The sequence below is a fragment of the Desulfotomaculum sp. OF05-3 genome, from assembly GCF_003435535.1.
Lineage (GTDB): Bacteria > Bacillota > Clostridia > Lachnospirales > Lachnospiraceae > Pilosibacter > Pilosibacter fragilis.
The window spans coordinates 26,829-53,014 of sequence record NZ_QWGO01000004.1 but is presented as its reverse complement, the minus strand read 5'-3'; the positions used below and the strand labels follow the sequence as shown (position 1 = coordinate 53,014).

The following is a 26,186-nucleotide window of genomic DNA, read 5'->3' as shown; positions in this document are numbered from 1 at the left end:
TATGCTGGTCTATATGTTACTTTGAAACAGTCCATCTAGGGTTGCAATGGCAGGACTTTAAGCATCTGAATGTACATCCCGTCATACCGTTTGGATCGTCCATCCTTTTGCCATCCAAGATTTACTAAGGTATTGATCTTATCTGCATTCCCTCGTTCTGGAATATTGGTGGAAACGTGGTATGCATAACGATCGCCATCGTTTTTTGTTCCACACGCGTATTGCGTGATAGAGGCATTTGGAAAAAATTGATATAACTCCTTTGCCGCATGCAGAACCTCTAACATATTTTTATATTCCATCGCCATACCCTGGCAGTGCTTATATGCCTCTGATTCTTCAAATGGAACGGATGGAAGTTTTTTCCTTTCCAACTCCTCCAGTCTTTTCCCTTCTTTTTTCTTCTCCGCTTCTTCCTTTTCTTTTAATAATACGGATTCATATCCATGAATTTTCATCCATTCCTCATAGCTTTTCTGGAACGATTTTTTGGAAAATCCCATGGTGACTATTGGAGAAAAAATCTGACTGCTTAATATTCCGCGCAAGTCTCCAACAGCGTCCGTGACATCCAAGATTGAATTCCCATTATAGCAGTGAGTTCCCCATCCCTGATAAATGCGTGGGAGCGGTTCTCCAATCATTTTTTCCACCTGAGCATAATCTGTGAACGACAATGAGGCGTACAGGGTACAGTTCTTTCCTGTTTTATCGTCTTTAAGTGGCGCATATCCGCGGTAGATTCTTGTCAGCGTATCCTCATTGTTTAAGATCACGGAACGAAAAGAGACGAGGCTGCCATTGTCCTCAAGCTGAATCCGTTTTACGAGATCCATTTTTGACACAAACGGATGCAATGCGATCAACGGATCTGGATTAGAGGCTCTGTCCGATTCTGGATCGGTCTCTGCAAAGTCATCTATGTATTCCGGATGCTTTGCGAGAAAGTGTTTTTGAAAAACCAGATCAAGGAATGCTTCTTTGGATGCTTTCAGTTTGTCAGCTACATAGCTGTAGAGTTTTTCACTTCCCCATTCCGCATATTCCTGTTTCATTCGATCCTTTATGTATTCTGCAAGCTGAATACGGATCTTATAGTACACTTCTCGATCCATCTGATCCTTCGTACCGATGAACTCCGGATAGTATTCCTGTTCCGGCTGCTCTTTTCCATTATCAATCTGCCACTGCTTCAGGAGCTTTCTCGGCTTTTTTATAGTCAGCAGATCGGTGAAATCCGGTTTAAATCCATCTCCGTATAATTTGACCCAGAAGGCTCCGATGCGATGAAGATGGAACTTTTCATTGTATTCTTCCGTGAGAACTTTTCCTGGATCGATCCCGCACTGATATTCGGAATGTCGGAGTGCAAGTGGACTGTTTTTCAGGATCGCCAGTTCGGTGTCAGAATGTGTCCCAATAAAATTATCGCGGAACAAGCTGTTCAGATACACAGGCTCGGCATTCAGGATTTTATTCTCATAGCTATTTCTTAATATGAGCATGCAGATCAAGAGAGGCTGGTATGCAGCTGCTCCCATCTGGGAAAACTCCAGTTTCTCGTCATCAATAAAATACTTGGATGCATATCCCTTGCAATCGTGCTCCCCGTATGAAAAAACGAACTCATATGGAAAAATCGAATCTGCGTGGTCTTCTGTCCAGCGTCCATTTCTACTGTACTGATGCTGTCCGATATATTTCTCCGGGACCCGATCGCTCAGGGAAAAGAGGTTCCCGTTGCTTTTGAAGACAAAAGCAAAATATCCATCTGCCGTGTTCTGCTGCCGGATATAGCAGAGATAAATGGCATCCGGCATCTGCTCCAGATGCAAAATGGCATCTGCCATCCGTTCGAATACCAATATACGAGGAGTAAACTTCTCGATCTTTGCAACCGGTCTTCCGGATGTCTGGTACAGATCCAGGCGCAGCTTTTTCAGATCATCAGATACCTGCATAATGGTAGAGATGAACTCATCCTCTTCCATTCCACTGTTCCGATCACCAATCAGTTTCATCTTGGAGACCTGCTGGATCAAGGTGTTCATATCATCGATATAGCCGGTAACCGCCTGTTTATATGCATCAGAATTGAAGTCACGATACATACTTAAAATCCGCTGCAACTCGTCCATATATTCTGGATCATCACCTGCCATAGCAAAGATCAGACTTCCCAGATCGACCCGCTTTTTCAAGCTGTTTAAAAATTCCCGCTTTGCATACATGACAGCGAGAACACCGCTGGGATCATACTCGGAGATAAGCATCTCCATTACTTTTCCAGCCTGATGAAATTTGTAGTTATCGGACAGAAGGTTGAATCTTTTCTGATCCGGATCGTACTTGGCGTATTCTGCAAAGTGGTTCAGGATGTCGTTTAAAGTTTTATCAATTGTCATTATTATTCTCCTTTTGATGCAAGGCTGGATATCTGATCCAGCCTTTGATGTTGTAGTTTTGGGTCGATCATGGAGCCGATCCAAAGTCTGAGTGTTTCGAGCACGTTTTTTCTGTGATCACAGAAGGAAATAATACAGTTGTGACATGTATTGATTACAGAAATCTTACTCTTCTTTTTTGGTTGCGTGTTTGACGCTGCTACCCTCCTTTCATAATGATTCCAGTTATGAACAAAAAAAGGTCCACAATCTACCAAAGACTGTGAACCCAATATCCATGAACAAAAAAATTTCTAATAACTGTTATCGCTATTATAGCAGACGATAGTTTCCTTGTCTACTCTTTTGTTCCTGGATGTTTATCAGATCATGTTCATCGGATATATGTGATTGCGAAAAAATAGCTGGATTTTTGGAATATTGACATTTCACGAAAAATAGAATATGATGTAGGCAGCTAAGAAATGTGACGATTTCCACGCGACAAAATGAAAACCCCAGAGGGGGCTACCTCTGGGGTTTTCTTGTTCGTTAAGCGAACTACTCCTTTTAGGCTGTCGCTGCCTACTTATCTCCGTCCAGCCATTTGCATATGTAGGAACTGATTACTCCGGCGATAACAGAGATAAGAAATGTGACGATATCGTCTCTCACACGACCGGACCTCCTTCCTGCTGGAGGTCCGGAATGCTTTATATCAGGATACATTCTTTGGCAATATTCTACCAGGCACTCTGTTTTCCAGCGCATTTCTAACGAAAAATCATCAAAGATTCCCAACCACAAAAAAGCTGAAAAACCCTTATTTTGCTTGACTTTTTTGAAAATATCAATTATAATAATATATGTAAATAGATATATTCTTGCCATCAATCAAAAGAGGTCGTTACCATGAAGTCTATGTATACTTATCTGGATCTGGATGATGAATTGCAGGAGCTTACAGAGGAAGAAAAGAACTGGTTTTTTACAACATGCCAGGACTGTCTGAAAGCACTTGGAGTTGAGATCCCGGTCTATGCACTCCGGCATGACCTGCTCATGGGCAAAAGTAAGGATGCTTTGGGAATCTGTTGGAAGATGGCGGATTCGGTTACTGCGGCTCCGAAAGAAGCGTATATCACCATTGACACATACTTTATCCATGAATGCTATGAGGCAAAGTTCCACGGTAGATGGAACCTCTCGTTTGAGACATTGGAGTCGGTGATCGCGCATGAAGTCGCACATCTTACTGTATGGCGGCATGGGAAGAAACACCGGGAGCTGACGGCTCGTTACTGCGCAGTCATTGATGCTTCCAGGCGGGCTTCGTAGGAAGAGCAACCGTTTCACAAGGATTCAAGAAGTCTCTGATCATGGCATATCGAAACAACATTTCTGTTCAAATCTCCCAACAATCTCCTTTTTCTCCCAAATTACCCCTTGTTTTGGGAGAAAGAGTATACTGGTTGGGAGAAACATGCTGCAGGTTTGTACAAAGAGGATCACCAGATGAAGTTTGAGCACATTGTCAGATACCGGGTATGCTGCTTGAGAAGAATGCGAGACTATATGGAAAAGGACCGGGAAAGAACTGAAAAAAATGGAGGTATCATTCCAAAATGATCGAAAAAGACAGGAAAATTATCAGTCTTGATGAAGCGGTTGCGGATGCAAACGAAAAAAGTAGAAACAGACTGGTAGACGAATCATACGTTGAGGAAGTCATTCAGAAGGTAGAACTTGTCAAAAAGCGGTTCCGGCAGGAATCCGAATGCCAGTCATCTGGAGTTATCCCGCAGGAGAAGCGGGAAAGTCTTAATCAGATCCTGGATTTCCTTGACTGGCTGGAAGACGGCTATGATCCTACGAGAGCGATATCGACCATCTGTGCCAGACAGTTCATGAAGCGGCTTTTAAAATGCTGCCAGGTGGATCTGTTTACATACTTTGAAAATGTAAATGTGAGAGCGGAAATTGCATACGATAAAGCAGTGTGGGAGAGTCTGAAAAGCCGTGTTGTGCTCTGGAATGAAAGTAATTTCATGCAGAAGGTTGTCGCTGCATTTGAAAATAAGGTCTATCCGAGCGCATTTAATGAGAATTGCATGAAACAGTTCCCGCTGCTTTATGTACACTCTGTCGCGGAAGCGGCAGAGAGTCTGAATAAATGCCGGACAGACGTATATATCAAAAAAGGACCGATCGGAAAGCTGATTCGGCTGAATCCGAAGATCCTGATCTTCACTCGCATGTCGGAATGTCTTTTATATCTGGAAAAGCAGGTCGATGGAGTTTATGTATGCTATATTACCCAGCACGAAGAAAATCTTGCCGCACTCAGCTACTTTTCCATCTTCGTAAAAAGCAATGGAACTCTGGTATCAGTTCATAATCGTGAGGATGTGCCGGAATTTGGATATGGAGCACCTAATGGCTGGCTTTCCTACTGTTCCGATTATACGCTTGGATTTCCCCATAGGGCGGTTTATGGGTTCCTGTATAAAGATGGAAATATAGCACCAAAAGAAGGACTTGAAATGGATTTTGAGAGTCTGGAACCGGACGAAGCCTTCTCCCTTATGGTACATATGTATCTGGTAAAGACGAAATATGAAGGGAAAGAAGTAGCTCAGGAACCCATCTACATCAATTCTCTTATGAAGGACAACTATCTTGCCGAACATGGTTCTGCTGCCCTCTCGAAGCAGAAAAAAGTGAGATCTTTGCCTGGAACCAGACTTATAAGTGTGGCATTGATCCTAAAGTGGCGGTAAGCACATCGGAATATAATGATCGGTTTGGAATGGATCACCGGGGAGATTTCTGGATGAATCTCTACTGCAGTGACTATGTTCCAGATGTAGATTATGTACAGTCTGCACTTCGCCCTTTTGAGTACAGAGGAAAGGATCTCTGGCTGTACGCGGAGTGCATCGGACCGGCAGAGAGAATGGATCGGGAAGTATACCGTGTGATCAGAAAACACCTGGCGGAAGATATAGACCGCAAGATACAGTCTGAATACCGGTCCCACCCGAATGAGAGCATCAAGGTGTTCTGGCAGCGACTTTTAAGGAGCCGTAAGGAACGTGTGCTTGACTGGATCTGCAAAGCGGAGTATGCAAAGAAGCATCTGTGGATCCCAGGGATAGACAACGCTGCGGAAAAGAACATCCTGGAACATATTGAGGGGAAGTATAAGCCGAAGGAAGTAGACGAGGTATTAAATCGCAATGTTTCCGAGAGCTTAACGAGAAAAGGAGTTTTCAGTGAGGCGATCGATGATCTGACTGGTACAAAATGCACCATCTTTTATCAGATTCGATTTGAAGACTGGAAAGAGATGGAAGCAGTTTACGGGGAAGATCTTCCACTTGTCTTGAAAGGATATCGTTCTCCGAGACTGGGAAAATCAGATAGACCTGATGCTGAAGTGACAGACGCAGTTGGAGACCTGGTATCTCCGATCAATGGACAGGATCTTTCCATGTGCCTGGGATTCAGTAAAAACGGGTTCAAGGCAGTGTACAAAGACTGGTTAAATGAACATGGATATGCGGATGGTCGCAGATCGACCAGATAGCAAAAGCCAAAGCAGAATAAGGGCAGGTGGATAACAAAAGGATCCATCTGCTCTTTTTAAGCGCAAGCTGAAAAGAAAAGGAAAGAAGTCAGAAATACTGCTGCCTCTCTCCTCTTCCAGCCTTAGTAATATTTCGTTTCACCTATCGCGAAAATGGTGAGTGTTCTACTCATGCATTATGTAACTCCTGTAGACGCGGTTTTTCCCCAATTTTTCATCTATCGTATACAGATCTATGTAGGAGGTGTACAATTTCTACTTCGCGTGGCGGCTTGTAATCCGCTGGCTTTCTTGGGTCTACTCATAGTACCGATTGCTGTCGGCGGCAGATATGTCTCCATTCTGAAAAGTCAGTAAATGGCATTATATGGTGAACGCAAGAATTTCACACTATTTTACTGTAAATGATGTAAAATGATCATCAAGACTGGTCTTAGCCATTGTAGGAGGATGATTATGAAAATTAACACCTATTATCGATTTTGTGAATTATGCTTTCATTATGGGAGAAATTGGGATAAGCTCGCTACAGATAAGGAACATGCGATAGAATTTGGACATCGCTATGTCAATCAAGAGCCGGAAATATTTCAGAAAGGGACCTTGCACCGAACAATGGAGTATGTGATTGCACACTGCGCAGAAAGCATCAATGAGCGTTTGAGACAGGAGGAGAAAGCAGGGAAAGCAGATATTGATCAACAAGTTGCTGATATGATAGCCGCCCACTCATGTAAAAGAGACCTGATCTTATATCGGGGAGTATGTGATGGAGTGTTTCAGGGCATGGTGAAAAATGCGAAGGATGTTCCAGACTGTGATCTGTATGAGAAAGGGTTCCTGTGTACGTCTTTGGTAAAAGGCTGTGAATATGCGTATGATACCAGACTTCGGATCTTTGTTCCTCAAGGATCCAATGTTGTATATCTTGGAAATGTAAATGATGAGCAGGAGAATTATGAGGTCGTAGTCCAGAAAGGCGCGAAATTAAAGATCCTCTCAAAGGATCAACAATATCTAAACTGTCTCCTTATTGGCACATGGGAGAAGTGATGGTATGAATGTCATGCTTTTATCTACGAGAGCGTTGTAAAAATGTTTGCAAAGTATGACATAGGAAATAGCAAAAATGCATGAAAATCCTCCTGCTGCCGCTCTAAAACGCTTAGGACTCAGAATTATTGGCACGGATTTGATAAACATAATCCCCTGATCGATATCTTGGAAAAGCTCCAGAGTCTACCGAACAGGGGACTTTTTGTGAGGATAGGCTTTCCGTGGGATAGCATCCGGAGGCAGCAGGAGGATCCCAGCATCTGCATAATCACAATGAGAACATTTTTTTGCGGAATGTTTTAGTCAATTCCATCATCGAAATCGTCTTCATCCTTAGCGGTCATAAAGAAACAAGCACTTAGGGTTGTCAGAACGATTGGGAACCAATCCAAAATGAAATCCCAAGCTACTTCCAGAAAAAGGATGATTTCTTGTTTGAGTCTATAGCTGTCAAATTTTTTATCCATGTAAAAATGTTGCGCGGGGGACTCTGATCTCTATGAATCGAGAGTGGAATGCGCTCTCCTTTCTGTGAAAATTTTGCAAGTGACCGAGTTATATCGGGATGGCGATCCATTCCGGAGGCTGGCATCATTAGAACATGTCCAGGATGATGTGAAATGGATCGATCGTTTCTGCTGTGATCACAAAGGTTCCTGCTGCCAGGACTTCTTTTTCCTTGCACATGACGCGAAGGGGCTTTTCAGGATAGATGACAGGCGTTCCGGGAGGCAGCAGGAGTACTCCCTCGTCCGTACACAGCTCAAATGTATAGGTGTTTTTGATCCTGCGCACCTTTACGCCAACTCTCTCGGTGGAAAGATTGCGCAGATGCCCTTTCAATGGTGCTGACATGACTTCACCTCTTTTATTGTTGGCATGAAACAGGAATCTTTCTGTACCTCAAAAATTTTCAAAGAAAAAGGTAATCGGTACATCGTGTTCCTCGATCAATCCATACTTTAGTGCCAGCCGGTAGTTGAACTCTTTCTTTAGGTTCGCCCATAAGACGGAGCGGATCCGATCCCGGAATACTTCCAACGGCAGAGTGGATTTATACAAATTACATTGCCGGCAGGCTGGCATAAGATTTTCGACCGAATACATATCCTCTTCTGCCATGGACTGGTGAAGGTCTGTGTGCACATAGACCGAGTGTAAATGATCCACCTGCATGTCTTTATATGCAAGATCGCATCCGCAGTAAGCGCATCGATGACCAAACTTCTCATAAACTTCCAGTCTGATCTTTTTTGGTATTGTTTTGTGCTGCGACATTGATGCCTCCGATTGTTTGTTTCTCACACCGTGCGATGGATAGCTGCACTGTACATGGATGAATCCCGCAAGGAATGAGTCACAAAGAAATATATGTATTTGTTTATATTATGATATATTATATTGGATAAAGAGTCAAGGGAAAGGAGAAAACAGGGGATTGCATAAGAATGTGTGAAGTGACGGTTGCGCTTGTCCGTGAATAAGTTCGGATGTCAAGACTTGCCGGGCAGCAGTCATTAGAGAGAAGGAGTAGGAATAGAGGTTTCGCGAAATACGCACTGATTGCGGTAATGTTATTTTGCATTCGATAAGCGTAAAAGCCTGGTGGATGCTGAAATCCACACATTTTGTGAAAAACGTGAAATTGAAAAGTATGTATGCTCTGACCTCTGACAGAGCATACATAAAAGACACCTGATGATCTTGGAAGTATCCCAACTTGAATCCACGCATTTACTGGAAATGCGATAGCAGACCCAATGAAACGAGTAAAAGCTTATTGCGCCTGCTGTATTTATATCTATTCGTGATATGTGCTGCTTCATCCGTCTGAATCCTGTCGAACATATGCCTGTGACATCCGTGCAACAATCATATCATTTGTATAGGCTGGATGTCAAATGGCAATGTGGGGGAAGATCGAGATGAGAATATAGTCAAGACAGCAGATGTCTTCTGTTGCCTTGGATGTTTGGAAATAAATGGGAGCCAGGAGTGCTAGAATCCACGCATCCCTTGCGGGATGCGACACTGTTCCGGATTATTCAAAATATTATAGATATTGCTAAAATCCACGCATCCCTTGCGGAATGCGACAAGATCTTCCCCATCCGTCCGGTAAATAACGGACTGCTAAAATCCACGCATCCCTTACGGGATGCGACACAAGGTCAAATAACTCATGGTCGATCGGGCGCTCGCTAAAATCCACGCATCCCTTGCGGGATGCGACAACATCTTACACAACTTATAGAAAAGCCTACGATGCTAAAATCCACGCATCCCTTGCGAGATGCGACAATATCTCCTGCTGCAATTTGAGTTTTTCCTGTGCTAAAATCCACGCATCCCTTGCGAGATGCGACACATCACGCTCTTTCTCAGTCTCATATGTACCAAAGCTAAAATCCACGCATCCCTTGCGGGATGCGACCACTATTTTTCCATTCACGTTTGTAAAATAAGTCGCTAAAATCCACGCATCCCTTGCGGGATGCGACGGCTTAATGGAAGTGTCGGTTCCGGAGATGGTTATGCTAAAATCCACGCATCCCTTGCGGGATGCGACGACTCTTTTCTAATACTCCTGAAAAACATATATGCTAAAATCCACGCATCCCTTGCGGGATGCGGCGTGGAAAAAGAAGAAAAAAATTATATCAAATGGAGCTAAAATCCACGCATCCCTTGCGAGATGCGACCCCTTAATTGATACATTTACACTTTCCTGCTTTATGCTAAAATCCACGCATCCCTTGCGAGATGCGACGGGGGACGGTTATTACCTTGTCCATATCAAGGGTGCTAAAATCCACGCATCCCTTGCGAGATGCGACCGCAAAATATAGTGCCCGTTTATGTAAAAAGACTACATTTCGCGTAAGTATATTCTATTTTCTCATCCAAACATACGAGATGAATAAAAAACGGGCGATATTTCACCTTTTCTGGTGCGAATCGTTCAGGGAAATTCTGAGCACTTGAGATTCGCACGATTCACTTGTGATCAACTTCCCGGTCCGTTGCATTTATTGTACAGGACAGCGCCTATGATGTCAAATGGATCTACGTTTTCCTCCGGATTCCTCCAGATTTATCCCCTCGTGGAAAGCGCTTGCAGGAAGTAATCCTATTTGTTTGAAGGCTGGAGTTGGTTCTTTAATAACCACTGTAATCATCTGTTTGCCGCGTACAGAAGCGTGGACAGTAAAATCTATAAATTCAGGCAGAGTACCACGTCCATAGGAGCCGCTGCACCGCATGGGCGTGGGTGAATGTTCGATGGCTTCTCAAACGGGATTTGAGATGATTGCCTGATTGCGTCAGGTCTACGCTTTTTGATTCTGTTGAGACTGGTGAGAAGGTGATTGTCCAGGCTGGTTCTTTTTCGCTCCTGCTGCCGATGCAACCTGGTATTTGGACCTTCCGATATGACATGCAAGAACTCCCAGGAGAGCCTAAAAAAGCCCCCTGGGAGTTCTTATTATGCTGGGATCCGTTCGTTTCTTAACGGGTCCATACGATATCGCAGTTGATCTGGTAGTTCTCATCGTTTTTTCCGGTAATGCGGACGATGACCTTGTCTCCGACTAACGGAAGTGCGGTGGAGTTTGCGTTAAAGCGGATAAATGCAGATCTCTTGTTGGCAATCTTGCAGAAGATTCCGCGATCGTTTACGTATGTGATCTCTGCAGAGACCTTATCCCCCAGTTCGAAATCGTTGTAGTAACGCTTATCCGGATTCTCTTCGCAGAGTTTGACACTTAAAGCCACACCAAGCTGTTTCGGGCGTAATCCTCTCTTCCCGAGAGCTTCATCATCCACATAGGTGTTTCCCTCTGCATCTGTGAATACACGCTTGATTCCGGTAACCATAAGACGGATCGGATCTCCAGGCTTATACGGAACCTCTTCGTATGTACGGGTTGTCTTTGAAGCGACACGGCGTAACGGCGCATCCCTTAAGTCGCTATAACGGATCCAGGATACATCATTGACATCGATGACCTTCTCAACGCCAAGGGCATCCACGCAGATCGCAGCTCGGTCTACATACTGGACAATGCCGAGGACCGGAGTGCCGACATTGATGGTATATTTATTGTCACGCGTTCTCTCGAACCATTTGGAGCGGGAGATCTTTGCCATGGCTTCTGTTCTGGAAGCAATGACTTCACCAGTCTCCTCATCCAGTTTCTTTACGACAAAGTATACCTGTGCATCCGTTCTCTTATTGATCATGAGATCCATGTAGTTTAACTTGTCTGCCGGAGTCTCACCACGAACTTCCGACATACGCTCCTTCGGAATGAAGTCTGTGAACGGGATCTTGATCTTGAAGTAGTTATCATCATCCATCGTGATGATGGCAGTCGGCATACCAGGCTTTCCTTCCTCTCTGCTTCTTACGGCAGCTTTGAAGACGGTTCCTTTCTGCACGCTTCCGCTGAGGAGGGATGCGCTCAGTTTCTGATAGGTCTCCCAACGGATGTCCTCATCAGTGATGAGATCTTCCAGATCAGCATCGTCCATGGCGATGGTCGCGTTTCTGTCATCGTTATATAAGCCGCGCTTCTTCGCTTTGGATGCGGTGATCTTCTGGCGTTCATCCATTGCCTTTAAAAAGTCTGCTGCCTGATTCTGGGCTTCTGCATCCAGGTTCCCGATGACGAAATCATCATCTGTCTCTCCGGACATGCTCTGTAAGGACTCCTGGTCTGCGTCTGCAAGTGCATTAACAAGTTCTTCTTTTTTTCTTCTCGGCATAATCGGTACCTCTCTTTTTTTATTTTTCTCCACATTATTTGATTGCTCTCCATAGAGGGCATCACACGATCGTTAGATAGCGGGTGTTCAATCCGGATGCTTATGGAGGGTGGATGAAATCAGTATGATATGAAATCATGAGGATGCTCCTTTCGGTTTTTGTGATGGTTATGGCGCTGTGTTTCGATTCTGCGTATCGATTCTGTGCTTCGGTTGGAATGTGGTGCTTATGGTACGGTTATTTGGATGGCAATCGCCAGGGGCGGATGAGGTCCAGCCTGGAATGATTGGGACTGGATCCTGGGAAAGTGATCCCTGGAATGCATCTTTTCCGTGCCGGGAGCCTGGGAGCGTTTTCTTTGCTTCATGCTTCTTGATATAAAGGAGCAGCAAAACGGACAGACAGGCTTTCTTAGGCAGCAGGACGCGAATCCCGTTCCGGGATCGGAGAGGGTCCTGCTGCCTCACGGCTCCGATCGGGAGTGGGTCTCTTTGTCTTGCCTGGCATCGATGAAGATCCTGGCTGCAGGTTTCATAAGTGTGCGGCTGTGACCGGATGCTTCGGAGTACACTGCTCTCCGGCTGGTCCGGGAGAACGCATCTGCTTTCCAGGTGCATTCTCCTTTTTTTGTCTTCCTTTCCTACTCATCGGATGGCGTGATCTTCTTTAATCCCTTTTTGTGGGTGTCACCCTTCCGCTTGATCCCTACCTCATGCTGGATGGCTGGGGATGCAGCTTCCGCACTCTTTTCAAGAGAGGAGGAAGGGGATGCGGCATGGATGTCAAACACCCGGAAATTGGTCTTCGTAATGGGGTGCGGCGGAATGGGCGGCTGTTCCCGGCTTGGATCCGCGCTCAGAGCTGTAAAGCGGTTTCCGGTTCCATTCTGGTCTGTTCCCTGGCTGGATGGTCCGAAAAGGTCTGCGGGGGCGGATAAAGGCTTTCCGGATCCGGACGGGGCTGCAGGTCTGGTATCAGGTGCGGAAATAGATCCGGTCCTGGATCCGTTTCCATTTCCGCGTTCACATCGATCGCCTGATCCGGCAGCAGGTGTGTCCGGAGATCGATGTTCCTGGATGATAGAATCTGTGGTCTCCCGCTCCAGATTCGGATGCACAGGCTTTAGGGAGCGGGAGGAGGCTTTTGCCCCGCTACGATTTGATCCAGTCTGCTGCCCTTCAGCCCGATGCTCTTTTGGCTGCTCCTCTACGGATGCCTTATCCTTCGCTTCTGTTGTCCGGTCTTCTGCTGCCGGATCAACTCCTTCTCTTATTGCATGCTCATCTTCTTGTGCGCTTGTCTCTGCCGCTCCTTTATGTTCCACGTCCGGATGCCTGGACAGTCCGGATGCTTCTGATCCTGCTTCTGTATCCGGAGCTATATCTGCATCTGTAAGAGGAATAACACTTCCCGGATTCGGCGCTGCCTCTGTTTCACATCCGGACTCCTGTCCTGGATCGTGGTCTTTGCCGTTTAAGGCGGTGGTCTGGTCCATGGGGGGTGTGTTTATCGGTACAGCCTCTTTCGCGGGAGAAGGATCCGACTGATCGCTCGGATCGTTTCTATGGGAATCCAGTCCATTTGTGCTCTCTGCATTCTCAGGGAGCGGAGCAGATGGATTTGCGGATTCCCGGGAAGAGATCTCTGCATCTGCGGCATATCCGGCGATCTGGGATGCTGATCCGGATGGTGTGACTCCTGTAGCGGAAGCATTGGAGGTTTCTCCTGTGATGTTAGGCGAAGGTCCAGGATCATTCTTGGCAGCAGGACTCGCAGTCTGCGTAACCTTACCTGCTTCTTTCTTTTGCTCTTTTTGCTTTTTCTGGTTCTCTTCCGCTTCCTCGATTTCCGCTTTCAGATCAACCTTCTTAAAGGTCCGTTTAGGACGCTGGGAGCGGCGGGGGGAGCTGTTCCCGGCTCCGAATGCTCCCATACCGGGATCCCCTGTACCGGATGCGGCATAAGGATTCGCGGGAGTGTCTGCTCCGGATAGGAAAGGTCTGTTGCCGGTTCCCGTAATTCCGTCAGCTCTTCCGTTATTCTGGGAAACCGCCTGGGACGGATTTGCCGGTCCGGCAGCAGAAGCAGAAACAGAACTTCTCATGGATTCGACTGTCTGCGGGGAAGCGGCGGGGGAAGCCTGTCCTGGATTGCCACTTCCGATGTTGTCTGATCCTCTGTGCGCGATGCCATTGTGGTCTCCTGTATTTGGCATTCCATTCCTTCCGGTGCCTGGTGTTCCAAAAGAGCCGGCTTCCACGGACTGCCCGTATGCATATCCGGATGCAAGCGGCGGCATAGTCGGAAGCGGGGGTGCCGGATGTTTGGTGTTTCCTGCGTCTGCCGGAGCGGTGCCGGATGATGCGAAGGTGCCGGGAGCGGTGAACGAGGCAGCGGGAGTTACGGTTGAACTGTATGAGTCATATGATTCATATGGTTCGGATGAAGCAGACGATGAATCGGATGATGAGGCAGCAGGTCTCTTTGTTCCCAGGCTCTCATCCTGCTGGTCCCTTTCGTATCCCTGTTGCGCACTGCCCGTATTTTCCTGGGTAAAGAATTCTGCATTTGCATTTTCCTGCGTGTACCCGTCTGCCGGAGTGGCTGTGTTCCGAATGTTACTTTCATTGGCGGCTTCCTGTTCCTGCCGGATCCGCTCCATATAGATATCCCGGTATGTCGGAAAGATATCCGGACGGTTTTCTGCAAGGTAGGTCATAAAGTCGTAGGTCCGGTCTGCGTTACGATCCGAAAGGTATTGTGCCATTTGCCGGGTTGCAAGCATCTCCTGTATAAGCGGTGCCAGCTCATTATCGGTAAACTCAAGCGGATATCCCTCATTTTCCCGTCTCCAGACCGGGATATGGAAGACCGCATTAAGCTCCACGATCTCTTTGGAGTACGGATGCTCGGTATGGACGAACTTTAAAACTTTAAGCGGTCGGTTCGACTTTAGAAGAACAATGGCTTCATCCAGTGGGAGTCGCATAAATTCATCGACCGTCATGACCGGACGTTTTGTTTCAGACTCGGTCACTGTATTGGTCGGATAAAAGCGGTTCCCGGTTGGGGAAAAGATACTCTCTTCCTTTCGGATTCCCTTTGATACAGCAGTGAGTTCTCCGATACGATTCAAAAAGAATTTGGCAGTCTCTTCTGAATCGTTTCCTCCGAGATATACTCCGATATCACAGTTGGAAAGAATGGTCTGCCACTCATGCTTCTCATACTTATCCATGACCTGCCCGATGTTCTGAAAGATGATGGTGATCAGAATCTGCCGGGAACGAAGTGTGGCAAACTTACGGGACAGATCCAGAATCGTACCGATGGATGGAAACTCATCCATTACCAGGTGAACCGGAACCTTAGTCTTTCGCTCATCTGTAGAATCCGCGTAGGCAACGATCTTAATGAAGAACATACAGAAGAAAAGGCTTGATATGAAATCAAAGGTTCTCTCCTGGTCGGACATGATGATAAAGTATGCGCATTTGCTTCTTCCAGGTTCAACGAGATCAATCTCATCCCTGGAGATGATCTGCTGGACGGAGTTGAGCTGGAGAATTTGAAGTCTCTGCTTAAGTCCGAGTTTGGCACTGGACTGAATCTCCTCTTTGGAGTCCAGGAAATCACTGATCTGGATTCTGGCAGGATGTGTCGGGTCGAGGTTTCTGAATTTACGCTCCAGCTCCGACAGACGATTGTTGATGATGAAATTATAGGCTCCTCCCAGAGTCGGCTCTGTAAGTCCCGTGTGATCGTACATAACATACAGGATGGCAGCAGTCAGAAGTCCGGTTTGCTGATCCTTCCAGAATCCTGCTTCTTTTTCATCGGATGTGTTTGCCATGATGACGGCAACCAATGTCATGACATTTTTTACTTCTACATCCTGGTTCCCGTTATCATCCCGGCAGCATTTTACAAAATCAATGGCATCCGAATTGATGAAGTTGACCAGGTTCAAGACTTTCACATTATAGCCGTGTTTTTTACACATTGCTGCAAGCATTCCATAGATCTCGCCCTTTGGGTCCGTCACCATGAAAGACTCATTGGCTTTGAGATACTGGTAAAGGTCGTTCATTACCTGCGTGGTTGTCTTTCTGGCACCGGATCCACCACAGACATATTTATGTCCGTTGAGGAACAGGTTCTCGCGGGGGGAAAGGATCAACCCAGTGTCGGGATCTTTTCCAAGGATCATGCCATTCGTATTTTCGATGGTATCCATGTACAATGCGTTTTGCTTATCTTCGGCTTTCATGAATCCACCAGTACCCATGGTTCCTTTTTCGGATATTTGGAAATTCCGTTCATTATCGTAGAGGTTATCTTTCATATTCGTGAACAGAACGAGGATGACGATATTCAGCAGCAGGAATATTCCAAAGGTCAAGGGAAACATGGTAATTGCATGCCATAAAATCATAAACGGATTTTTGGTTATACGTTTTGTTACGCCAGTAATGAAATCTCTTGATGCTCCTAATTGCCCGATCAGGATGATTGAAATGGCAGCAGTCACAATCAGTTGTAAATGGAACTGCTTTTTATTTTTTAAACAGTAATACTTTATACGTTCAAGCGTTTTTGAAAACCCATTGTTATTCATTTCCAGTCTCCTCCTTTTTTTCAAACTGGTCATATACTCCATAAAACGCGTTTACGACATCTTCAAAAGGATAGGAAATAATATCCATCCCCTGTGGTGCAACTGACTCTACAATTTCTTTCTGGAAGTCGTAACAGATGATTTTGAATTTCCCATAATCATCTGGAGAAATAGACATTTCGGTAAAACGCTTCAAACGTCCAATATCACCATCCATGAACACCAGGCAATAATAGCCATCTCTTGTTGCTGCGTCACAGGCAATAGAAAGCTTTATCTCTGGTTGTGCAAGATCTTCTTTTTCAAAGAATAATCCCGTTAGATAATAATGCCATTTCCTGTGACACATAATATTGAGCATTATCTGTCCCTGTCTTGAAAGCGGGAGATAAAAGGTATGCTCATAATAATCATTGATGTCCACTTTGTTTCTACTGGAAATGTTGTCACAGCCTCTTAAATCAATTTTCCCTTTTATAAAATCATTTATGTAACATAGATTTCTTGATAAGATGATTGCGCTTTTCCCATACCATTCCGCGTAGTTATTGCCCCATGGAATCATTCTCTTTTGATATTGCTCATTGAAGTCAATTGCTGTTTTTTCGGCAGGTCGAATCCATCCCATTTTAATAGAACCCATGTTGTATATGTTATACATTCCACCAGCACTTACGAGTGTTCCATGAAACCTGGCTCCCTTTCCTTTATCCTCTTTAATAGTGATTGCTTCTCGGGCTTCTCTGCTTGTTATAAAATATGGTAAACAGGATGCAGTTTGTTCTAAGGCTTTTTCACAATCCGGTTTTGGTTTTAAATCTGGAGTCACATTTATTCCGGCTTCTAACATCATAATTATTATTTCAGCTATTCGATCTTTCCTTTCCAAGCGGCTAAGTCCATTTTCATGTATATCCGGTTTATATTCTGCTCCACCATCAAATAGTTCATCAGCAAACTCACCTTTTCGTTTATTAAACATTTTAAAACGAATTCGCTTGATATCATAAGCAGTTGCTGTTGTGATGATTCCCGCATTTTTTAATTCTGATATGCTGTTCTTTTTCCTTGTGTCACTTTCACGACATAAATCCAATGATTTATATGGATATTCACCCGCCAGCATCATCGCAACAAGCAATTTGTATTTAAACGACCCGTACTCTACTTTCATCGCTACCCTCTTTAATTCACAATTTATCAAATGCAAGATAATCCAAATCCTACATGAAATCTTTCACAATGTTCTTTATGCAAAAATAATGCACCACTACATAAATCAACCATGATTTTTGGTCATTTAATTGTCGTAAATTCCTTATAAAATCTGAATTTTCTCGAATTTTCCACCCCGGTAAAAAAATGTGGATAACTCAGTCGGAAAAATACCGGGTTTTCAACATCGGAAAATGGTGCATTATTTTTGAATTTTTGGAAGAAGATTAGGATCGGATTCTGATGAATCGGTCACTTCTCTTCTTCGCTCCCATTCCGGAATTTTCTCAGTTAAAAATTCTCCGAGATGACTGGTTGGAACAAGATAAATAATCGTATGATCCGAGTCATCCACGATGGAATTTTGAAATAAACATGTACGCAACGGACCGTCATCGATGAAAAAATAATTATTTAATGCATCGATGATCCATTTTAAATCAATGTTATCGTGATCTTTTCGCACCAGGTTCACATGCTCTTTTTTATAGCAATGAAGAAAAATCATGGTGATATTTTGGGAAGTATACTGGGACGGAATAGTCATTCCATTTAGCGCCTCTTTTAATGATAAATCATAGTAATGAGTCTTTGTACCAGCCCTCCGCTTTCGCATTAAAATTGGAAAATCAAACTTTATATAAGTATCAGTCATTTTTACTGATGTCGGGGAAATGAATAATCTATCTGTGCTTAATTGATCCGAATTTGGAGCATCATCTTTTATTGCATATGACAATAATCGGATGTTATTCAGAGCTTTTTCCAAAAGATTTGCAGACCAGGATAAATCATCAATTTCATATATTCCTTTATTCATGGCAACCTTTAAAATGGAGGATGCGCGTTGAATAAAAGTTATAATTTCCTCAACAAGAGTATTCGAAAATTCAGCATCCCTATCGTGCATATTAAGGATATTTGGGAGGCTATGACTACCGGAGTGATAACGCTGCTTCCATGAGTTAAAAACAACAAAATTTTTGCCGGAGTTTTCTTCTTCCATAGGCTTATTCCTCGTCTTTGTAATAATCGATTTTGCATACTTTCTTTGCTTCATAGTTCATTTCTGAATAGGGCATATCGTTTACAATAGCGAACATATGCGGAGCATTTAATGGTGGAAGATCGTCTACGATGTCTGTATTTTGTACCACCAAAATATACTCATGCAATCCATTTGAACCACCCATGGTTTCAGCTTCATACTGGCGATTTAGGAAAATAATGCTTTCTGCGCTGGAACTGTTAATTGGCACAATTTCATATAAAGTGTCATTTTTTATAAAGGCAATTAAGGCTGGTTTCGTGCATCTTGTGAAGTAAAAATCGTTCATATTTGGGAGGCTACTTCCCTTTAAATCAAGCATAATCCACAAGCAATTCATCATATCATAGTCGAATTTGATGGCAGGATTCAGAGTGTAATAACGCTCATCTTTTCGAAATAAAACTCTTTGCTGACACATTGTATTTAACAGTTTATCAATCGTTTCATAATGCTTATCAAGGAACATTAAATACGCTTGTTCCTTCGTAAAACAGCCACAAATTCGCGCATATTCACGAATTGTTTCTGCTAATTGGTTCTGATATGCAGATCTTCCAATGTTATACATGACATAACTCCTTCGTATTACGTTATAATTTGACTTTATTATGTATTATCTCTAACGATGCAAGTATAAATTTATCTACCATGTAATAATCAATAAATAATACGCATTACAGAAATATGATGTGTGATATAAAATCAAACGTATATGTATTATAAATATTAAGCCAGTGTCCCATGCTCTTTTAATTTCTTTCTTTCATTCGGATCTGTGGTATAAAGTACATGTTCTCTGGATGATGTTTTTGTTAAAATAGGGATTTTTTCCCTGTTTGCAAGAAGCGTTATTTCTCCTTTTTGTTGCTTCATGATTGATTTAATTTCGGTATCATTTAGATTAAATAAGCTCTGGAAAATTGAGGCTTCTTTCTCTCCTGCCTTTAAAAGGAACTTGGCTGCGCAGTTATCGAGAATGGATTCTCCGTACTCTCCTTTGATGACATCTGCCATGTTCTGGGTACTGAAAACGACTGATCCGGCATATCCACGAACAATTTTTATAAGCTCGTTTACGTAGGATTCTGCCATTTCGTTGATCATAAATTTCCAGGCTTCGTCCAGAAAAATGGTATATTTATCATGAGTATTCTCCTTAATCTTGTCGTAGCAAAAGACAAGTGCAAGGTACATAAAGGCTGGCAACAGACGATCTCCGGCATTTGATACATCAAATGCGATCACCCGGTTTTTGAGATCTAGGTTCGTTTGTCCGTTCATATTTCGGCAGTTGCCTTGCGGGGATACAAACGGATACAGGATCGAGACAATAGATTCAAGCTTTGGATTTTTTGTGCATCTGTCATATAGATCCTGTATAGTTGGCATGGTCTTGATTTTTCCGTTCGCATCATACAGAGACAGATTGTCGTGTGTGATTCCAAAGTCGCTGTAAAGTTCACTCAGCGTTGAATCCAATTCACTCTCCTGCGTTGCGGAAAGCTTATCATCCCGAAGTAAAAGCTGGAGAAAAGTGATGATCTGCGTGATCTGGTTTTGCAGTTTACTTCTACGCGTGACTTCTGCATCAGCCAGGATCGCTTTATCAATCTCTGCCTCTGCATGAATTTCCATGATGTTTAGGCAGATGCCTGAGCCAGGAGACAGATCGATAAAAACACCGTTAATATCTTCGACCGCTTCTCTATATTCATAGCCCTTTAACGGAAGAATGAATAACACACTGACATCATTGAGGCGAAGTCTACGCGCTAGGGTAAGGTTCAGATAAGTTTTACCACTACCGGAAGGACCAAAAATTCCTATGTTTGCATTGATATATCGTTTACTATCAAAATTATTGTATACGGCAATCGATTCACCACACAGTCCGAGAACAAAACCATCTTCATCGTGTAAGCGAAGCTCATTGAATGGATATATACTTGACAATGATGAAGATAAAAAGTTACGTTCAAATTTTGTGAATAGATGTTTGTTGATATATAGGATCGGCAGTGTCATTTTAAATGCTTCTTCGCACTCAGTGAGGGCAGGAAGAACTTTAATCTGATTTGACTTTAAAATATTGATCACTCGTCCTCTCTTTTGCCGCATGCTTTGCAGGTCGTAGTCCCAGATGGTTATCATGGTTACTCCCATGAACAGATCTTCTCCGGCACGCATATGATTTTGGATTTCTGATCCGGCACGAATCACTTCTTCAACTTCATAGCGTTCATTTTCACGCGAATCCTGAAGGTCTCCGCCTTTTCGTGCTAATACACGTCCTAAATTGGTTACTGTTTTTTCACGGTCCAACTTTTCGAAAAAGAAATCAATGTCAACACCTTCACCAAAGTTCAAACAACTGGTCCAGTTAGCGTATACATTTCTTGGATAGGAATTATTTCTTATAAATAGAAATGTGTAGCATATACCGTCTACCACACAATACGTTGGAGTTGAGAAGTTCATACCCTTTGGTGCAATAACTGAGGATAAGGGCAATTGTGGAATCTGGCTGGCTAAGGAAATATCATTTGGATATCTCATGGACTGTACGAAACGCATATCGCGTATGAGTCGATCTTTCCTTTGCTTAAGCGTATTCTCTCTGGAAGACCGTTTGCAAATGAAATGATATAAAAAGTCTTCAAGAAATAATGTTTCAGATTCATGCTTTATGATCGGATTTCCAATTTCATTGAATTTCCTACTGATAATATCAATTGCATTATTCATGTCAGTGATAATCTTGCTCTCTTTAGAGGATGATTTATAATTATCATAAGGGTCTCCCTCATATTCAATGATGAGGAAGAAGCGCTTTCCAGAAGCCTCTTTTGAGGCAATACTCTTCACTAAGGTTGTATAGTCTTTCTTTGCAGCCAAAACTTTTTCATCAGATTCCATTTGAGTCTTCTGATTTAATCTCTCGAACATGGATGAAGTATCAGTTCTTTCGGTAATTACTTTTATTTGGAAAGAAAACGGAGATATGTTGATCCACTTTTGAAACTCTGCAATGATAGAATTCTTATCCTTGGACTTCTTTAAATCAAAATTTTGTGGATCAATCTCCAGTATCTTGATATAGCGCCCATCTTTAAGCTTGATCAGTCCAGCACTGTATATGATTTTCTCGAATGGAAGCCAGTCCTGGACGTAATTTTCAGCTTTGCTCTTTACTACTGCCCTCTTTGTTTGAGGACTTTTTGATTTGCCTGAGTTTAGAGATAAGCTTCTCCGCACGGGACGTGTTTCCGGTATTTCTATTCTGAGATGTTTCAATGCTTTGTACGCCTACCTTTCGCATATGATATACTGTTTTTTGGGACAGAAGTTTCAGAAGATATTTGAGAGCTACTAACATAAACGAGGAAATCCTCTCTCCGTTAATGCCGACCAATGCAAAAGCAACTAAGCCAGTGCTACATAATATCAATAAAATGAACTTGAATTGAAAAGTAAATGGAATGGACAATATCGGGATATCAACGATGGCTGCTAAGATAGCGCCTTCAATTAAGTTCGGAATGGAAATGTTATGCCATTTGCCTGGTACATTGTAGTTCAGTGGAATAATATATGTATTTAAATTTTCGTCTTCGATATTATTCATAGAGCATTACTCCTTTTTATGTGTGAAACATCTAAATGCAATTATTCCGGATCCACCGACAATACCGATACCAATCAAAAGAGAAAGTAGCATCTTACGTACTGAAAAATCGCTGCGAGCATCATTCGCGTCATCAGTGTGAGTTTCTTCTATACTTGATTCGTCAGAAACTTCAAGCTGTGCTGGACGAAGCGATATATACTGTGGATCATCTTCTTGAAGTTCAAAGTCAGATGTATCCGAATAAATAGGCTGTGCATTGATTTGATCACCGGAAATATTTGCCCCTCTTACTTCGTAGGCTCCGACAGGAAGAAGAGCTTCGGACTTGTAACCTTGATCATGATATAAAGAAATATCATATTTTTCTCCCTCTGTTTTATTGTAAAGTCCAAGGATGATATCGTCTCGCCCCCAGTTATCCGGCACACTGAACTTGACAATTACGGTACCGACTTTGACAGAATCAGTTGAATGTGCTTCTTCTCTAGGTGCGGTCGTTTCGTAAATGTCTGTTTGAGATTCATGCCCGCCAGATGTTTCGTCAGATGGAGCACTACTCTTCTCTTCGTTATCTGGAATTATAAGTGAATCTTCAGAGAAAGTGTCATCAGATCCGTCATCATCTTCATTTCCAATTCCGTTCTCATCCCAATCAATCGGATTCCCATACATGTCTGTTTCGCCCTGTGCGGCATATGCCGCACAGGGGGTAAGACACAGGGATACACTCATGAGAGTTAATAAAAAAATCTTTCTGTTCATAATTTTTCCTCGCTCTACTGATAGAAAGTCCAAAATCCTTTTCCTTCCCGGATAAGAGCATCTACTGTATATGGTTTGTAGCTCTTTTCTGGGTGGGATGGATCATTAACCCAGCAATATCCGTTGCTGTCAATGCCTGTGATGACAATGAAGTGTCCCTTTTTAGTAAACTCACCAGGTTTGCAGGACATAATCACTGGGCGGTTCTGCTGTAAACTTAAGATGATACTATTTGAAGCAATAGCACTGCATTTTAATCCATACCAAGAAGCTACATTTCTGAAAATATCCCAGGACTGTCCGCCGCTTGTATGGAAATAGTTGTAGTTTCCAGTCTTGTTCTGAATCATGGAAACGACATCGTTTGGATATACCCATCCGGAAGATGCTGCACCGCTTCGAAAGTAACTGATCACCATAGACAGACAAGTTACACTGCAGCCACTTTTACCAATATCAGCATCCCCAAATGGAACGCGCGCCCATTCACCGCCTCCGGCACTTGCGGACTGTCCGAAGTATACGACTCCATTGTTACTGCTGTTATTCGGTATGTGTTTGGTTTCGGCATTTACTTTTGAGGACGAGCCTACATCAACAGAAAGAGAAATATCTGGTTTGGCAAGCCTCGGATTGTAGTAAAAAGCATTGTCTCCATATTCACCAAAAAAGTTATAGCCGGATTTTGCAAGCCAGCTCTTTCCCGTTAGAAATGTGGATCGATGTGCCGATGAAGATAGAAAATATAAAACACGCCCATCTTTTAACACACTCTTTGTCCCGCCAATTACCTGCTTGATGAGATCAATTTGATCAGAAGTTGGCATTCGCTTTTTATATGCACCACTTGAGTATGCTTCAAATTGCTTTGCCTGGGTAAGAACCGAAACAGGATCGTTTGGAAAGCTTGAACTCAGACAACGATAACGAACACATTCTGCAACGGCAATGGTACCTTCTGTATTTGTTGAGCATTCCTGCAAGATAACCTGTGCAATGAAATACCACTGGTCACCACTATAAGAGAATGATGTATTATTATATAAGCTGATTGTATTCTTATAATAATTGTCCTGCCCCATTTCAGAAGGATGATATCGCTTATATATAGGGAAATTATAGTTTTGCGATATTACGACTGTTCCACTACTGGAGCAGTGGATCCAAGTATCGTTTCCCATGTAAATGCCGGTATGCTTTGAATCGCCCTGGTAGATCAACCCAATGTCACCAGGAAGTAAATCATCTTTTTCGATATATTGGAGCTGACTGATCGAGGCTGTAGAAGCTAGTACGGAATCAAGGCTGCCGCCGTTGAATCCCGCAGTCGCAAAGCACCATTGAACATATCCGGAACAATCAAGTCCCCATTTGGTACGCCCTTTTAAATCTGGAGCACAATCACTCCACCAGTCATCGTTCCAGCCGGTATTATGTGCTTTTCCACCATAATAATACGGAACCATTCCGACAAGAGTAAGGGCTGTTTTGATGACCTCTTTTCGATTACCGGATGTCCCTTCAGGAAGATTTGCAAGATACTGTTCGATTTCTTCTTGAGTCAGTCCTTGTCCACCATAGGATGAATGTGCAGTGGTGAGAATGTCGTTGACAATATTTTCAATCATTCTCATACGTGCCTCGATGATTTGACGGTTGGTCGTTTCATATCCGTCCATATAGATTCCATCAGGATCTACGCCAAACATTGTATAGACATCTTCATTTTTAAACGGAGATAGAGTAACATCGGCATATTTGACAGTTCTGACTGTGGGCTTTACTAAGACTTTTTCTGCGAGATCAACTGTAGATCCTAAAATATAATAGTCTTCCAGGATATCATCATCATGTCCGCTGTTTGGGTATAGTGTTGCGGGTACATAATTAGTGACTTCTTCTCCATCTAAATTACTGATCCAGTATCCGGTCCCATCCGGTCGCTTATCAACTTCATCTGTTTTTTTGTATACGGTAATATTAGCATAATCGTGTTCCGTGTTACCTTCCTCATCTTCATCCTCATCTACACAAATACGAACAGTAGTTGCTTCATATTTTGGAATCATAACAGGATCGTATTCTTCTTTTTCTTTTTCTTCCGTTGAAAGTGTATAAGTGATTTTCAACTTTTTACGAAGCTGTGATTTGAAGTCTGCTATGGTTACGTTGTTAAAATCAGTGGTAACTGAGTATGTGGAAATGATAAAGGCGTAGTTTGTCGTATTAAACATGCCACCTTCTGAGCCTAGAGAATCAATAGATGTCTGGTAATCATATCCTTTTTCTTCACATAATTTCTGCACTTCTTCTCTTGCGTCTTCATAAGCACTTTCAAGCATCTCATCAATGACATCTACGCAATACTGTGTGGCATCTTCCAGGGTTTCCACCATCTCCGTATCGTCCGTATCATTTCCAGTAAAAAAATTTATAAAGTTGTGAATGGCATCGGTGACTTTACTTACAATGCCCTTAATGAGGCTCACCGCTTCTCCAACCGGCTTTAAAATAAGATTTGGCACCAACTCTTCAACAATACCGGCGATACAAAAAAGAAATAAAAGGCTTGAAATAACAATCCATTTGATAATGGACGATGCAACACCGCCTACCACAGCTCCTGTAACAGTACCCAAAGGACCAACAGCGGTTCCTATTGTAGCTCCGGCTGTAGCACCAGCACCGGCACCAGCCGCAGCACCGGCTGCGGTACCTGCCGCCGCGCCGGTCGCAGCACCAGCTGCGGTGCCTGTGGAGGCTCCCGCAGCTGTACCGGCAACGGAACTGGCACCGGATGTGCCAACGGATGTTCCGGTGCCGGATGCCGCTCCCGCAGTTCCGGCATTGACATTAGGGCTGGATGAAAAAGTATTATTTGTTGGTTGAGGAGAATCCGGAACTTTAGAAGGACTATTTGAATCCTTGCTTTTGGTAGAATTGCCTGAAGAATTATTCCTTTGCGGAGTATTTCCAGAGGCTACATTTTGCCGATCCTTATAGTGATTATATGCGTTATTGGCAATATCGCCGGCTGTGTCCATACCGGCTTCAAGAGTGTCTGAAACATGGTCCTTATTTTCGTGTTCCGCCATAATATACCTTTCACATTACA

At 43.3% G+C, this 26,186-nt stretch carries 16 protein-coding genes and 1 CRISPR repeat array; of the genes, 4 read left to right on the top strand and 12 right to left on the bottom strand.

Annotation, left to right across the window (positions count from 1 at the left end; all coding sequences use genetic code 11):
- Positions 1 to 35 precede the first annotated feature (35 nt).
- Positions 36 to 2,405 (bottom strand): hypothetical protein, encoded by a 2,370-nt coding sequence (locus tag DXA87_RS03550; RefSeq protein ID WP_117503273.1) that lies wholly within the window; start codon positions 2,403 to 2,405, stop codon positions 36 to 38.
- A gap of 891 nt (positions 2,406 to 3,296) precedes the next feature.
- Here DXA87_RS03550 and DXA87_RS03545 point away from each other — a divergent pair.
- From DXA87_RS03545 to DXA87_RS03530, 4 genes are all read left to right on the top strand, one after another.
- Positions 3,297 to 3,722, top strand: coding sequence for a hypothetical protein (locus DXA87_RS03545; protein ID WP_117503272.1), 426 nt, complete (start codon positions 3,297 to 3,299; stop codon positions 3,720 to 3,722).
- A 287-nt stretch (positions 3,723 to 4,009) separates the two neighbouring features.
- A complete protein-coding gene (locus DXA87_RS03540; protein WP_117503271.1) occupies positions 4,010 to 5,164 on the top strand; it encodes a hypothetical protein in 1,155 nt (384 codons plus the stop codon).
- A 53-nt stretch (positions 5,165 to 5,217) separates the two neighbouring features.
- Positions 5,218 to 5,973: a hypothetical protein gene (locus tag DXA87_RS03535; RefSeq protein WP_117503270.1), complete on the top strand. Its 756-nt coding sequence runs from the start codon at positions 5,218 to 5,220 to the stop codon at positions 5,971 to 5,973.
- 456 nt (positions 5,974 to 6,429) lie between these two features.
- Positions 6,430 to 7,026 (top strand): ADP-ribosyltransferase, encoded by a 597-nt coding sequence (locus tag DXA87_RS03530; RefSeq protein ID WP_158553006.1) that lies wholly within the window; start codon positions 6,430 to 6,432, stop codon positions 7,024 to 7,026.
- Between the two features lie 597 nt (positions 7,027 to 7,623).
- Here DXA87_RS03530 and DXA87_RS03525 read toward each other — a convergent pair.
- The 11 genes from DXA87_RS03525 to DXA87_RS03470 form a co-directional block, all read right to left on the bottom strand.
- Positions 7,624 to 7,884, bottom strand: coding sequence for a hypothetical protein (locus tag DXA87_RS03525; RefSeq protein WP_117503268.1), 261 nt, complete (start codon positions 7,882 to 7,884; stop codon positions 7,624 to 7,626).
- 48 nt (positions 7,885 to 7,932) lie between these two features.
- Positions 7,933 to 8,307: an HNH endonuclease signature motif containing protein gene (locus DXA87_RS03520; RefSeq protein WP_117503267.1), complete on the bottom strand. Its 375-nt coding sequence runs from the start codon at positions 8,305 to 8,307 to the stop codon at positions 7,933 to 7,935.
- 719 nt (positions 8,308 to 9,026) lie between these two features.
- Positions 9,027 to 9,866: a CRISPR direct-repeat array (repeat unit 33 nt; unit sequence GCTAAAATCCACGCATCCCTTGCGAGATGCGAC).
- A gap of 670 nt (positions 9,867 to 10,536) precedes the next feature.
- Positions 10,537 to 11,796 carry a hypothetical protein gene (locus tag DXA87_RS03515; RefSeq protein ID WP_147326509.1) on the bottom strand — a complete coding sequence of 420 codons (1,260 nt, stop codon included), beginning with the start codon at positions 11,794 to 11,796 and terminating at the stop codon, positions 10,537 to 10,539.
- Positions 11,797 to 12,437: 641 nt separating this feature from the next.
- Positions 12,438 to 16,208, bottom strand: a complete 3,771-nt coding sequence (locus DXA87_RS03505) for a VirD4-like conjugal transfer protein, CD1115 family (protein WP_158553005.1) — start codon at positions 16,206 to 16,208, stop codon at positions 12,438 to 12,440.
- 199 nt (positions 16,209 to 16,407) lie between these two features.
- Positions 16,408 to 17,589 carry a hypothetical protein gene (locus DXA87_RS03500; protein WP_117503263.1) on the bottom strand — a complete coding sequence of 394 codons (1,182 nt, stop codon included), beginning with the start codon at positions 17,587 to 17,589 and terminating at the stop codon, positions 16,408 to 16,410.
- 243 nt (positions 17,590 to 17,832) lie between these two features.
- Positions 17,833 to 18,636: a DUF6100 family protein gene (locus DXA87_RS03495; RefSeq protein ID WP_117503262.1), complete on the bottom strand. Its 804-nt coding sequence runs from the start codon at positions 18,634 to 18,636 to the stop codon at positions 17,833 to 17,835.
- Between the two features lie 4 nt (positions 18,637 to 18,640).
- Positions 18,641 to 19,249, bottom strand: a complete 609-nt coding sequence (locus tag DXA87_RS03490) for a DUF5697 family protein (RefSeq protein WP_117503261.1) — start codon at positions 19,247 to 19,249, stop codon at positions 18,641 to 18,643.
- A gap of 158 nt (positions 19,250 to 19,407) precedes the next feature.
- A complete protein-coding gene (locus DXA87_RS03485; protein WP_117503260.1) occupies positions 19,408 to 21,936 on the bottom strand; it encodes an ATP-binding protein in 2,529 nt (842 codons plus the stop codon).
- The gene (locus DXA87_RS03480; protein ID WP_117503259.1) at positions 21,857 to 22,306 is read right to left on the bottom strand and encodes a hypothetical protein; all 450 of its coding nucleotides are present in this window, start codon (positions 22,304 to 22,306) and stop codon (positions 21,857 to 21,859) included. The genes DXA87_RS03485 and DXA87_RS03480 overlap by 80 nt, the downstream gene beginning before the upstream one ends.
- Positions 22,307 to 22,312: 6 nt before the next feature.
- Positions 22,313 to 23,071 carry a hypothetical protein gene (locus tag DXA87_RS03475; RefSeq protein WP_117503258.1) on the bottom strand — a complete coding sequence of 253 codons (759 nt, stop codon included), beginning with the start codon at positions 23,069 to 23,071 and terminating at the stop codon, positions 22,313 to 22,315.
- A 14-nt stretch (positions 23,072 to 23,085) separates the two neighbouring features.
- Positions 23,086 to 26,166: a C39 family peptidase gene (locus DXA87_RS03470; protein ID WP_199537900.1), complete on the bottom strand. Its 3,081-nt coding sequence runs from the start codon at positions 26,164 to 26,166 to the stop codon at positions 23,086 to 23,088.
- Positions 26,167 to 26,186 lie beyond the last annotated feature (20 nt).

Coding starts and splice junctions, on each gene's coding strand:
- DXA87_RS03550 (WP_117503273.1), bottom strand. CDS start 2,405: ATGACAATTGATAAAACTTTAAACGACATCCTGAACCACTTTGCAGAA.
- DXA87_RS03545 (WP_117503272.1), top strand. CDS start 3,297: ATGAAGTCTATGTATACTTATCTGGATCTGGATGATGAATTGCAGGAG.
- DXA87_RS03540 (WP_117503271.1), top strand. CDS start 4,010: ATGATCGAAAAAGACAGGAAAATTATCAGTCTTGATGAAGCGGTTGCG.
- DXA87_RS03535 (WP_117503270.1), top strand. CDS start 5,218: ATGAATCTCTACTGCAGTGACTATGTTCCAGATGTAGATTATGTACAG.
- DXA87_RS03530 (WP_158553006.1), top strand. CDS start 6,430: ATGAAAATTAACACCTATTATCGATTTTGTGAATTATGCTTTCATTAT.
- DXA87_RS03525 (WP_117503268.1), bottom strand. CDS start 7,884: ATGTCAGCACCATTGAAAGGGCATCTGCGCAATCTTTCCACCGAGAGA.
- DXA87_RS03520 (WP_117503267.1), bottom strand. CDS start 8,307: ATGTCGCAGCACAAAACAATACCAAAAAAGATCAGACTGGAAGTTTAT.
- DXA87_RS03515 (WP_147326509.1), bottom strand. CDS start 11,796: ATGCCGAGAAGAAAAAAAGAAGAACTTGTTAATGCACTTGCAGACGCA.
- DXA87_RS03505 (WP_158553005.1), bottom strand. CDS start 16,208: ATGTTTCCCTTGACCTTTGGAATATTCCTGCTGCTGAATATCGTCATC.
- DXA87_RS03500 (WP_117503263.1), bottom strand. CDS start 17,589: ATGAAAGTAGAGTACGGGTCGTTTAAATACAAATTGCTTGTTGCGATG.
- DXA87_RS03495 (WP_117503262.1), bottom strand. CDS start 18,636: ATGGAAGAAGAAAACTCCGGCAAAAATTTTGTTGTTTTTAACTCATGG.
- DXA87_RS03490 (WP_117503261.1), bottom strand. CDS start 19,249: ATGTATAACATTGGAAGATCTGCATATCAGAACCAATTAGCAGAAACA.
- DXA87_RS03480 (WP_117503259.1), bottom strand. CDS start 22,306: ATGAATAATATCGAAGACGAAAATTTAAATACATATATTATTCCACTG.
- DXA87_RS03475 (WP_117503258.1), bottom strand. CDS start 23,071: ATGAACAGAAAGATTTTTTTATTAACTCTCATGAGTGTATCCCTGTGT.
- DXA87_RS03470 (WP_199537900.1), bottom strand. CDS start 26,166: ATGGCGGAACACGAAAATAAGGACCATGTTTCAGACACTCTTGAAGCC.